The organism is Meiothermus hypogaeus (assembly GCF_003574035.1).
In the GTDB taxonomy this organism is placed as follows: domain Bacteria; phylum Deinococcota; class Deinococci; order Deinococcales; family Thermaceae; genus Meiothermus; species Meiothermus hypogaeus.
In genome coordinates this window covers 1-11,960 of record NZ_QWKY01000086.1, presented here as the reverse complement: position 1 = coordinate 11,960, position 11,960 = coordinate 1, and the positions used below count along the sequence as shown (strand labels likewise).

9 protein-coding genes are annotated in these 11,960 nt (G+C 59.9%); 4 read left to right on the top strand and 5 right to left on the bottom strand.

Annotation, left to right across the window (positions count from 1 at the left end):
- Nucleotides 1-383: 383 nt before the first annotated feature.
- Both Mhypo_RS15280 and Mhypo_RS15275 read right to left on the bottom strand, forming a co-directional pair.
- Nucleotides 384-1,163, bottom strand: a complete 780-nt coding sequence (locus Mhypo_RS15280; RefSeq protein WP_119342137.1) for a PaaX family transcriptional regulator — start codon at nt 1,161-1,163, stop codon at nt 384-386.
- A gap of 200 nt (nt 1,164-1,363) precedes the next feature.
- The gene (locus tag Mhypo_RS15275) at nt 1,364-2,731 is read right to left on the bottom strand and encodes an MATE family efflux transporter (RefSeq protein ID WP_119342136.1); all 1,368 of its coding nucleotides are present in this window, start codon (nt 2,729-2,731) and stop codon (nt 1,364-1,366) included.
- A gap of 154 nt (nt 2,732-2,885) precedes the next feature.
- On the opposite strand from Mhypo_RS15275, the gene Mhypo_RS15270 reads away from it, so the two are divergent.
- The 3 genes from Mhypo_RS15270 to Mhypo_RS15260 all read left to right on the top strand — a co-directional run bounded on the left by Mhypo_RS15270 (nt 2,886) and on the right by Mhypo_RS15260 (nt 8,044).
- On the top strand, nt 2,886-4,241 hold the full coding sequence (locus Mhypo_RS15270; protein WP_119342135.1) for an aminotransferase family protein: 1,356 nt from the start codon (nt 2,886-2,888) through the stop codon (nt 4,239-4,241).
- Between the two features lie 530 nt (nt 4,242-4,771).
- Nucleotides 4,772-7,126, top strand: coding sequence for a helix-hairpin-helix domain-containing protein (locus tag Mhypo_RS18390; protein WP_119342134.1), 2,355 nt, complete (start codon nt 4,772-4,774; stop codon nt 7,124-7,126).
- Nucleotides 7,127-7,129: 3 nt separating this feature from the next.
- Nucleotides 7,130-8,044 carry a hypothetical protein gene (locus Mhypo_RS15260; protein WP_119342133.1) on the top strand — a complete coding sequence of 305 codons (915 nt, stop codon included), beginning with the start codon at nt 7,130-7,132 and terminating at the stop codon, nt 8,042-8,044.
- Nucleotides 8,045-8,106: 62 nt separating this feature from the next.
- Here Mhypo_RS15260 and Mhypo_RS15255 read toward each other — a convergent pair whose 3' ends face one another.
- Nucleotides 8,107-9,303 (bottom strand): bifunctional folylpolyglutamate synthase/dihydrofolate synthase, encoded by a 1,197-nt coding sequence (locus tag Mhypo_RS15255; RefSeq protein ID WP_170148322.1) that lies wholly within the window; start codon nt 9,301-9,303, stop codon nt 8,107-8,109.
- A 46-nt stretch (nt 9,304-9,349) separates the two neighbouring features.
- Between Mhypo_RS15255 and Mhypo_RS15250 the strand changes: the two genes are divergently transcribed.
- Nucleotides 9,350-9,910: a hypothetical protein gene (locus Mhypo_RS15250; protein WP_119342131.1), complete on the top strand. Its 561-nt coding sequence runs from the start codon at nt 9,350-9,352 to the stop codon at nt 9,908-9,910.
- Here the strand turns inward: Mhypo_RS15250 and Mhypo_RS15245 are convergent.
- Both Mhypo_RS15245 and Mhypo_RS15240 read right to left on the bottom strand, forming a co-directional pair.
- Complete coding sequence (locus Mhypo_RS15245) at nt 9,894-10,265, bottom strand: lysozyme inhibitor LprI family protein (RefSeq protein WP_119342130.1); 372 nt, start codon at nt 10,263-10,265, stop codon at nt 9,894-9,896. The two genes, Mhypo_RS15250 and Mhypo_RS15245, sit on opposite strands and share 17 nt — an antisense overlap.
- A gap of 396 nt (nt 10,266-10,661) precedes the next feature.
- A complete protein-coding gene (locus tag Mhypo_RS15240) occupies nt 10,662-11,603 on the bottom strand; it encodes a VWA domain-containing protein (RefSeq protein WP_119342129.1) in 942 nt (313 codons plus the stop codon).
- Nucleotides 11,604-11,960 lie beyond the last annotated feature (357 nt).

Below are 11,960 nucleotides of genomic sequence, written 5' to 3'. Positions count from 1 at the left end.
CGCCCCTTGGAAGTTATCCGCGTAGCGGAGGGCGATACCGCCCCTTGGAAGTTATCCGCGTAGCGGAGGGCGATACCGCCCCTTGGAAGTTATCCGCGTAGCGGAGGGCGATACCGCCCCTTGGAAGTTATCCGCGTAGCGGAGGGCGATACCGCCCCTTGGAAGTTATCCGCGTAGCGGAGGGCGATACCGCCCCTTGGAAGTTATCCGCGTAGCGGAGGGCGATACCGCCCCTTGGAAGTTATCCGCGTAGCGGAGGGCGATACCGCCCCTTGGAAGGGAGACGCTTTCTTCGCCGACCGTTCGGGAGGGGAGCGCTCTAGGATTCAAAAAGACAACCTATGGTTTTTTTGGTTTTGTAAACTTTCTTTTTGAATCCAGTATTAGTCGGCCGCGACCGACTCGCGCTCAAAAATTGGTCTGGCCTGCCTGGAGAGTTGAGCATAGAGTTCCAAAAACTGCTCTTTGGCCCGCTGCCCCAGGAAGCCCGGCGGGGTGAGCTCGGGCGGCAGGCCGGGGTCGAGAAAGAGGTTTTTACGGGCCTGGTGGATCATGTGGGTCAGGCGTATAAAAGCTTCCTCGGCGTTTTTGGGCTTTTCCTGTTTTTGTGCCAGGAATGCGCGGTAGCGGGCCTGGGCGGCTTTAAGGTTGAAGGATTTTTCGATGAGCTCGAGTGGCGGGGTGCTGGAAAAACGCTCGGCCTGAAAAAGTTCCACGTAACTTTGCAAACCATAAAAACCCACCAGATCGCGGGCGCCCTCGAGGGAGCCATTGGGGCTTACCCAGACCCCCGGCGCCGGTGTTCCGAAACCGAGCAGGATTAGCTCGTTGCGAAAACGGTCGCGCACAGTGCGCTTGGCTTCCGGCACGGCATAGACCAGAATGCGCCATTTGCCGTCCCAGGGTGCGCCATAGCCGTAAAGTCGCTCCCGCACCTGTTCAACCTGCCAGGCCACCCGCGGTGAAAGTCGATAGTAAGCCCGCCGACCGTCTTTCTCGGGGATAATCCAACCGCGCTTGACGCTACGCGACACCGCGGCGCGCACTGCAGGTTCGCTAAAATCCAGCAGCTCCATCCAGCGAATCAAGTCCCCCACCCAGGCACGGTTCTCGGGGTACAGGTATTCCATGTAGAGGGTAAAAAGATATGAACGCGCCCGCATTGCCGCCCATTATAGTACGGATTTTTGTACTCCCGACCAAAAAGCGTTCGGATTTTTCAGGGCATATCCGGCATAGACTTCAATCGGACGTTCGGCACTATCTGAGGACAGTGACCGTTACGGTTTAACTAGCACTTAGCCTTTCTGGTTGAGGCAGGTTGTTCCAGGTCTTTGCTCAAAGTGAAAAAGTGTCTGGGCACCTATGCCGAATTGCCTGCAGCCAGGGCTCTGGCCTTTGAATCCAGCCGGAACCACTGCCCACCCCGGTAACGCCACAAGAACATGGCTACCCGCACGGTCTCCTCGCCCAGGAGCCGCCCCAAGAAAATACCCCACAAGCCCAAGCCCACTGGGAAAGCCAGCAACCAGGCCAGCGGCAACCCTACCAAAAACACCGTAACGAAATCGGAGAGCAGCAAAAACCGGGTGTCGCCACCGCTGGCCAAAGTGCCAAAAAAGATGAAGTTAGAGACCTTGACCGGTTGAAACAGGGCATTGAGCAGTACCGCCCAGAAGGCCCACTGTTGCACCTGGGGGGTGGTGTTAGGGTAGAGCAGGGGCAGCAGAAAAGCAAACAAAGCGAAAACCAGCCCAAAGATGGCCGCCGAAAAGAGGCCAATGCGCCAGATCAGGCGTGAAACCCCCCAGACCCCAGGGGAATCGGCCCGCCCAATGGCCTGGGCTACCAGCACGGTAGCAGCATAGTGCAGGCCCGCCGAGGCGGTGATGAAGACCATCTCGAGGTTGCTGACAATCTGGAACACCGCCAGTTCTTGTGTTCCTAAGCGTTCAAACAACAAGGCGAACAAAAACACCCCGCCGCTAAAGACCACCTCGGTAATAAACAGTGGCAGTACCAGCGGCACGGCTTCGCCCAGAAGGCGCCGCGCTTGCCTCAGGTCGGGCCAAGTCCAGCGCAGACCCCAGGGGCTCCCGAAGATTAGCCCAAGCAGCACCAGCGCCCGCACCCCTTGCGCCACCAGCGCCGCCACGGCCGCCCCCACCGCCCCCATCTCGAGGGGAAACACGAACAACCACGACAACAGCGGTATCAGGGTAATGGCCGGGATGGTGACCAGCATCGGAATCCGCGCTCTGCCGATACTACGAAACGCCGCGCTGCTCACCACGCTCAGGGTAATCAGGGGCAAAGAAAGCGCCACCAGGGAAAGATAGGGCCCGCCGATAGAAGTGATTTCCGGATTTGCGCCGACAAGTTTCAAGAAAGAGGAAGCCCCCAGCCCCAGCGGCAAGGCCAGCAGGAGCGCCAGCACCAGCGAGAAACCGAGGAAGAAGCTCACGATACGTTTTACCGCCGCCTCATCACCCCGCCCCCGGGCCCGGCTGGCCAGAATAGCGCAACCCGCCCCCAGGGTGTTCAGGCACAGAATGCCGATAAACAGCACGTTGTTGGCCAGGCCCACCGCTGCAATGGTAGCGGTACCCAGGGTACCTACGATCACCTGGTTGACAAAGCCCAGGGCCAGTTGAACAGTGGACTCGAGGCTCACCGGCAAGGCAATTTTGAATATCTCACGCCGTATATCGGCAGTCACAAAGCAGAGCATACTACGCGATACTTTCGGGATTGTGACCCGGTGGCAATGGCCCAGATAGCAGCATTACGGTTGCATGACGCAGGTCAATACGGGTAGAAGGCCAGCTCGAGCCAGCCGTCTCCCCTCCACCGCTTTCCACCAGGAGTTAGAATCAAGGGCATCTATGAACACCCTGACCTGGAATACCGAGCAGCTCATCGAACAAGATATTGCCCACCACCTGCACCCCGTAACCAACCTGCACCGCCACAAACAGGGTGGCCCGGTGGTGTTGGTTGAGGGGAAGGGCTCCAAAGTGCGCGACACTGAAGGCAAATGGTACATCGACGGGTTCGCCGGGCTTTGGAACGTAAACGTGGGCTATGGGCGCACCGAACTGGCCGAAGTAGCCCGCGAGCAGATGGCCCGGCTGGCCTTCCAGCCCACCTTCTTTGGGCTGGCTACTCCTCCGGTAATTGAGCTGGCCACCAGGATGCACCAGCTTTTGCCGCACCACTCGCACTTCCAGTTCACCTCTGGGGGGGCCGAGTCCAACGAGACCGCCATCAAAATTGCCCGCTACTATTGGGCTTTGTCGGGCAAGCCTGAAAAAACCAAGATTATCTCGCGCCGCATGGCCTATCACGGCATCGCCATGGGCGCGCTGGCCGCCACCGGCGTACCGGCCTACCATGCTGATTTTGGGCCCTTGCCGCCCGGGTTTTTGTACCTGAGCGCGCCGCTAGCCTATCGCAACAACCCGGGGCTTTCGGAGGCAGAGTTTGTAGGCATGCTGGCCAGGGAGCTCGAGGATCTGATTACCCGTGAAGGGGCCGAAACCATTGCCGCTTTTATCGGGGAGCCGGTGCAGGGGGCCGGCGGGGTGGTGCCGCCTCCCGAAGGCTACTGGCAGGCCATTGCCTCTATTCTTAAGAAGCACGACATCCTGCTCATTGCCGATGAGGTCATTACTGGCTTTGGGCGCACCGGTGCGATGTTCGCCCAGACCACCTATGGCTTCCAGGCCGATATCACCAGCTTTGCCAAAGGCATCACCTCGGGGTACATCCCGCTGGGTGGAGTGGGCATTACCCCCGAGATATTCGAGCGCATCTCGGCCCCCGACCGGATGTTCATGCACGGCTTCACCTACTCGGGACACCCGGTGGCCTGTGCGGTAGCGCTGGCCAACATTGACATCATCGAACGTGAGCGGCTCTGGCAGAATGCCGCTGAACGCGGTGAGCAGCTTCTCAGGCGGCTGCAAGAACTGGAATCCCATCCCCACGTGGGCAATGTGCGCGGCAAGGGCCTGATGGCGCTGGTAGAGGTGGTAGAGGACAAAACCAGCAAAAAGACCTTCGATGCATCCAAAGGCATGGGTGCAAAGCTGATGAAGGTAAGTCGTGAAAAAGGGGTGATTGTACGCTGCAACGACACCGGCTTTGCCATAGCGCCCCCTTTGGTAATTACAGAAGCTGAGGTAGACCAGATGGTGAACGCCCTGGCCGAAACGTTGGACGAAGTACTGGACTTATAGCTTGCTTGCCAATGCGCCACAACTGATACCGGATTCAAAAAGAAAGTTCACAAAACCAAAAACCCCATAGGCTGTCTTTTTGAATCCTAGAGCGCTCCCCTCCCGAACGGTCGGCGAAGAAAGCGTCTCCCTTTCCAAGGGGCGGTATCGCCCTCCGCTACGCGGATAACTTCCAAGGGGCGGTATCGCCCTCCGCTACGCGGATAACTTCGGTGGGTTGATTCGTTGCCAAAAGGTAACGAATCAACCGAATCTGGTATGAAAGCGGTTTGCACAGACACCAGCCCAATCCGGCCATTGCTTTACCGGACAGCTCGCACTGATCGATCATCCCGTCAAGGTGGGGTGAACAAGCATTCTTTCTCCCAGACATGAGATCTGCGAAGTATGGTCAACTGAAATCAAGCGATAGAGTGCATTCTGGATTTTTGCAAGACTTTTTGCATTTTTTACACCTGGCTTTGTTAAACTAGCCAGTAGGTTCCCCAGTCTTTTCCGGTATTGCTAAAACAGCGCGTCAAGGAGGGTTCATGGGATGGATTGAGTGGTGCAGTTTTCTTTTGGGAGGCCTGATTTTCTGGCTCCTAGGCTGGCTTTTAAGCTGGCTTTTTCGGGGCAATACTCTGCGGCTGCAAAACCAGCTTACCGAGGCTCAGGCCGAACTGGGTCGGCTTCAGGCCGATCTGACCGGCTATAAGGCCACCCAGTCCAAACTGGCGCAGGCTGAACAGGAACTCTCCGGGCTGCGGGGGCAGCTTAAGGATTTTGAGGGGCTCAAGGCTAGCTTCGCCACAGTGAGCAAAGAGCTGGATGCCGCCACCCTCAAAATTCAGGTGTTGGAAGGACAACTCAAGGATTTCGAGGGCCTCAAGACCCAGCTTGCCAACCTGCAAGCTCGCCTGGGCGCCCTTCAGGGCGAGCGGGACAGGCTTCAGGCCGAGTACAGTGGGCTACAGGCCCGATTTGAGCAGCTCGAGGGCGAGCGCAATCGACTTTCTGCCCAAATTCTGGGCTACCAGGGCGAGATGGCGGTACTGAGCCGTCAGGTAGAAGCCCTGCGCCAGGATCGCGATGCGCAGAAGTCTGAAACCGCTAACCTGAGCGGCAAGCTAGCCGGTATGGACGGGCTGATGGCTGTTTGGGAGGGCTTACGCCAGCGCTTCGGTAGCAAGCAGCCTGAAGAACTCGAGGCCCACTTCGCTGCCCTTCAGGGAGAGGCCGAGGGCGCCAGGGCAGAACTAAACCGGTTGCGTGGCGAATATCAGGTGGCCCTGAATGAGCTTCAGGCTTTGCGGGGTCGTATCCAGAGCCTCGAGGCCGACCAGGGCAAAGTGGCCGCCATGGAAGCTGAAATCGAGCGCTACAAGAACGAGTTTAGCGCTTTGCAGGCCCGCTACGCCACCCTCGAGGCCGACCAGCAAAAAATCCAGGCCCGCTACGAGGCCCGTATACAGACCCTCGAGGGCGAAAGAAGCCAGTTATCCAGCGAACTCCAGAGCATGCAAAACCGCCTGAACGCCCTGGAGCAAGAGCGCGACCGCGCGCGACAAGAATCGGCCCGGCTCAACACCCAGCTATCGGGCTTGCAGGGCAGCCTGAGCGCTCTGGAGGCTATTCGGGCCCGGTTGGGCAACCTGCAACCCGCCGAGCTCGAGGTCCGCATCGTAGCCATGCAAAACGAGCGCAATCAGTACGCGGGCGAGTTGGAGGCCCTGCGCAAGCGCATCGAAGCCGTAGCAGGCGAACGCGACCACCTGCGGGCCGAAGTGGAGGGGCTGCAAAAGCGTCTGGACAACCTGAGCACCGATAGTAACAACGTGATCGCCGAGCGCAACAAGCTCCTGGCTGAGGTCGAAAAGCTGCGGGCCGACCTGAACCAGGCCCAGGGCGCCTATCAGGATCTGGAAGCAGTGCGCCGTGAACTCTCCGACCTGCGCACCCGGCTGGCTAGGGCCGAGGAAGAACGCAACTGGTTTGCCGGAGAGGTCGAGGGCTTGCGCAAGGAGACAGAGAAGGCCCGGGGGAATCTGGCCGAACTCGAGCAGCTTCGGCGTGAACATGCCAGCCTTCAGTCTCGCATAGCCGAGTACGAAAAAACCTTGCAAAATGCCGAGGAAGACCGCCGCCAGATGGGAGCCAACTACACCGCCCTGCAAGCCCGCATAGCCGATTACGAGGCCAGGCTGGCCAAAGCCCAGGAACGCACCGCCGACTACGATGCCCTGGCTACCAACCTCGCGGCCATGCAGACCAGGGTATCGGAGGCCGAAGCTACAGGAGCCGCTGCCGCCCCAACACCAGCCCGTCCTACCAAACCGCGCAAAGCCAAACCCAGGCAAACCAAGGAAGTGATCGGCTACCGAGTCACTCAGAGCCGCACCTTCCGGGCCGAAGTGGTGCCCGAAGGCCACGACCCCCTGGGGGTGATCGAGGGCATCGGCAACACCTACCAGCAAAAGCTATGGGAAGCAGGCATCAAAACCTTTGAAGACCTGGCCAGCACACCCCAGGCACGGCTGCGCGAAGTCATTGGCAAAGATCTTGAGTTTGACGAATGGATTGTGGAGGCCCGCCGCTTTGTGCGCGGGGTCTACAAGCTCAGCCGCGCCACCGCCGGAGGTACCCGCCGCAAGGCCGACGACCTGACCCGCATCGAGGGCATTGGCCCCAAAATCCGCGATGCGCTGGTAGCCGCCGGCATCACTACCTTCGAAGCCCTGGAAGCGGCCACCGAGGGCCAGCTACACGCCGCCATCGAGGCCGCCGGCATAAGCTTCGCCCCCAGCATTCCCACCTGGAGCCGCCAGGCGGCCTACCTGGTACGGGGCGACGAAGCAGGGTTCCAGGAATACATCGCCCGCCTCACCGCTGGAAGGGAGGAATAGCCCATGGCCAGAGCCTGGACGACCTACGATTGGATCAAACTGCTGGGCACCATTCTTCTGCTCATCCTCCTATTCTTCTGCATAAGCCGCCCGGGCAGTGCAGCCATTGCACCCACCCTCACCACGCCCGCTCCCGGCACGCTGCAGGGGCCCACGGTAGATTTGAGCGGCACCGGCACCCCAGGGGGTTTTATTCAGCTGCTGCTGAACGGCAACAAGGTGGGGGTACCGGTACGCATCGGAAGTGACGGGCGCTGGGCTTTGCCGGGTTTCAACTTTGGTGCACCCGGCAACTACACCCTGACACTACAGCCGGTCAATGCCCGCGGCACCAGCCTTGGGCCCGGCACAGATTTGAGTTTCACCGTGCCTGCACCTGCGGGTAATCTGCAAATCAGCGAGCCTGCCAGCGGCGCTCAGGTGCCCGCTGGCACTTTCCAGTTGCGGGGGGTGGGCACACCGGGGGAAGAGCTCGAGGTCTTCGAAGACAACACCAGCCTGGGCCGGGTCACGGTGAACCCCGACGGCACCTGGACGCTGGCCGTGCCGCCCCCAATGGCGGGGGAACATACCTACGAGGTGCGCGGTGCCAGCGCCACTACCAGCATTCAGGTCACGGTAGCGGCGGCTGCCAGAACTGCCGCCGATTGCACCAAAGACTTCACCCTTTCCTTTAGCAATGGGCAGACCGTAGCCCGCCCCTTCCGTTTCGGCGGCGAAGGGGCAGGGCAAGGCTACACCGTCACGGTCAAACGCGGTGAACGCATCGTGGGCAGCCGGGATGTGCCCCTCGATGCGACCTGCGGTTGGAGCTATCGTTCCGACCCTGGCCCTGGCCCCATCACCTACGAAGTCCGCCCCATCGGGGCCCCGCCCAGCGATCCACCGTTGCAAACCATCAACCTGACCGTCCGGTAGCGCCCTGGCTACCCAGGCCTCCCCGTATCTGGGGAGGTTTCTGTTTTCCAAAAAAGCGTCCATCAAACTGCTTCAATAGGAGGGTTGGTCGAAGGCAGTAGCAGGCGGAGCATCTCGCCCACCAGGTACAAAGAGCCCGTTACCAGGACAGGTTTTCCGTCGGCTCGAGCCGCTTCAACTGCGTGCTCCAGGGCTTCCAACGGGTTTTCAAAGTAGGGAGCCGGGTATTCCTGGATAAGCGCCTCCGCCCGCAGGGCACCTCTGGCGGCGTAGGTATAGCGCACACTTCTGGCCCTGGGCAGCAGGGTTTGCAGGATGGTGTGGTAGTCCTTGCGGGGGAAAGCGCCAAACACCAGGTGAAAGCCCTCGAGTTCGCCAACCAGGGCCCGGGCCGCCGGGGGGTTGTGTGCCCCATCGAGCACCACCGGCGTGCCCCGGTAGCTAATCTCCTGCATCCGGCCTGGATGCACGGCTGTGGATAAACCTGTGGATATCACTGTTTCGGCGTAACCCAGCAAGCGCAGCACCGCCGCCGCAAGGCGGGCATTTTGCCATTGAAACCGGCCCCGTAAAGAAGGTTGCACAGGCAGATCGAAAATAGGGCTGCCCTCCGAGAGCACATACAACGGGGCTGCTCGCTCGGCGGCTATACTGCGGATCACCTTCAGCCCAAGCCCCTCGGCCCCGGTCACCACCGGAACCCCGGCCCGAATGGCCCCCGCTTTGTCCCTGGCCACCCCCTCCAGCGAGCCCCCCAGGGTCTCGAGGTGATCCTCACCGATATTGGTAATTACCGTAACCCGCACATCGGACAGCGCATGGGTGGCATCCAGCACCCCCCCCACCCCGGCCTCCACGGCTGCCAGGCGAACACCAACCGATGCAAAATGCCGAAACGCCAGCGCTGTGGTAAGGTCGAAGAAAGCCACCGGTTCCTGGAAATGCTGGCCCCGGGCCCACTCCACAAATCGCACCACCTCGGCCTCGGGAATCGGGCCCTGATGGGTACGGATACGCTCGCGGAAGTCTATCAGGTGTGGGCTGGTAGTGGCGCCACAGGGCTCGTCAGCCGCCTTAAAGGCCGCCTCGAGGTAGGCCACCACACTGCCTTTGCCGTTGGTTCCAATCACATGAACAGCGGGAAACAAGGCTTCTGGATGGCCCAGGCGTTGCAACAGTTCTCGAATCCGCGATAAACCCCTGGGGGCCCCGGCGCGACTCTGGGCAAACAACCACTCCACCGCCTCGGGATAGGTCACAGACCTCAGTCTATCGGGTTTGCCCTCGGCTGCAGATAATGGGGTTATGCCGCTGCTACAAGCCCGCATGGAACTACAGCTTGAACAGACCCTGTTACAGGGCTGGTTGCAGCACCAGCTCGCCAGCGTAGACCTGCCCCTCAAACTGCTGCGCTTTCCCCTGGGCCGCTTGCAGGGTGGGAAACTCCGGTCGTTTGAACTGAGCGAAAACCGCTGCGAGCTAGAGGTCAAGTTCGCCAGCGGCCCGGCCATGAAACTTGGGGTGCTGGCCCTGGGCTATATACCCGAAAGTCAGATTTGGCGGCTGCGGGTTGAGCACCTGCACTTTTCGGGGTTTCGGGGTGCCCCGGTGCTCAACCAGGTGCCGGGCAAGGTGCTGGAAATTGCTGCAGCTCAGGCCAAACAGCGCCTACCAGGGCTTTTGGAGTTGGGCGGAAACATGGAGCTAAAGCTATACCTAAAGCCGCTTTTGCAAAAAGGCTTGCAAGAAGCATCCCTTCGGCAGCGCCTGGGGGTGCTGGGGCTCGAGGCCAGCCCAATCGTGCGGGTGGAGAAGCTCGAGTTCCGCCCTGGCTGGTTGGGGTTGTCCCTCAGCGCAAGCGGCTAATCACACAACCCGTGCTGTTGCACTCGCGGATGCGGGCCTTGAGAAAACTGGTGCGTTCCTGGGTCATTCGGGTCGCACAGTCCAGGTTAACGGTGCGCGAGGTGGCATCTACCCGGGTACACTGCTGGTTGCGGCTCTTGATCCAGGCCAGTTGCGAGGTACGCAGCACCGAGCGCCCTTCAGCGTTCAACTTGCCTACCAGCTCGCGGTACACATCGTTGATTTCTTTGTCGGCCTGCACAAAAAGCTGGGTAGCGCAGTAGACGTAGTCAAAGTCGGCACTGGGGTTATCGCAGCCCGCGGCCCAACCCCAGCTTGCCCCTACCAGTAGGCCCAGCACCGTAAGTTTTTTCATATTCCCTCCTGCCCCAATCTAAACCAGACAGCACCAAATCTCTGGTTCATATCCGCATCCGCAATTGGGTGATACCAGATTCGGTTGATTCGTTACCGAACGGTAACGAATCAACAGGGCCGAAGTTATCCGCGTAGCGGAGGGCGATACCGCCCCTTGGAAGGGAGACGCTTTCTTCGCCGACCGGCAGTGAAGGGCCATCGGCCCCCGGCTAGCGCCGGTACTCAAGGGAGGGGTGTGCTCTAGGATTCAAAAAGACAGCCTCTGGTGTTTTTGGTTTTGTAAACTGTCTTTTTGAATCCGGTATGAGATCCAAGATAGCCAGGTGACCGCTTTTAAGAGCCATACACCCAGGAGGGCTCTTCCACAAAACCCTTTTGAGCGTAATAAAAGCTTTCAGATTACCTGACGGCGCAGGTTGGAAATGAGCAAACTCGAGGCCAGCACCAGCCCAGCAGCAAGTCCAAACAAACCACTGATCTCCGTGCGCTGGGGCTTCCAGCCCACCACCCGGCTCAGGTTGCGATAAGCCTGACGCAAGGCCTCGGCCGACTCCGCCGCATAGTACTGTCCGCCAGTAGACTCGGCAATTGAACGCAGGGTTTCTTCGTCGAACTGCATCCAGAAGCTGCCCCACATCTGGTCGGGGTCGCCCGGGTTGCTGCGCCGGCCCAGCCCGATGGTGTGCACCACTACACCCATGTCTTTGGCAAAGGGTGTCACATCCAGGGGGTCTATACCGCGGTTATTGCGACCGTCCGAAAGCAATACCACCGTGGCGGGGCCCAGGAGTTTGTTGTTTTCGTCCTTGGGAAAAGCCTTGAGGCTTTCCAGCAGACCGTCGCCAATGGCCGTTCCACGGCCCATCTGAAGCAGCTCTATCTGATCCAGGATGCGCTGGTGGTCGGTAGTGGGCTCCACTTCCAGGGTCGCATAGCCCGCAAAGCTCACCAGCCCCACCTTGGCCCCATCCGGCAACGCGCGCACAAAGTTCTGGGCCTCTTTTTTGGCCGCCGTGAAGCGATCCGGTTCAATGTCCTGCGCCCGCATCGAGCGGCTAATGTCAATGGTAACCATCACCGTAGCCAGGTTGTCGGGCGCTGGAATGGTGGCCTGGGGGCGGGCCAGCGCCATGATGGCCAGCACCAGCGCCAGCCCGTACAGCCCTGCGCTCAGGTGGCGCTTCCAGCGCGGCTCCGCAATGCCAGCAAACTGCGCCAGGTTGGGGTATAGCACATGGGCACTCGCCGTTCCACCCTGCACCCTGCGCAAGTACCACCACACCAAAAGCGGTATCAGCAGCAGTACCAAAAGCAAAAGCGGTAACTGAAACCCCACGGCTCACCCCTCGAACATCGCTTCGGAAAATAAACTACACCTTGAGTTTGACCCCAAAACCCACAGCAGATGGTAGGCCCATTTACGGTTCTTCTTCAAAAAGAATTCACAAACCGGAGCAGAAACGCGGCGGCGCGCCCAAAGTTTTTTATGGGGGTCACCCCGCAGGCAACCGCCCAATACCGGATTCAAAAAGACAGTTTACAAAACCAAAAACACCAGAGGCTGTCTTTTTGAATCCTAGAGCACACCCCTCCCTTGAGTACCGGCGCTAGCCGGGGGCCGATGGCCCTTCACTGTCGGTCGGCGAAGAAAGCGTCTCCCTTCCAAGGGGCGGTATCGCCCTCCGCTACGCGG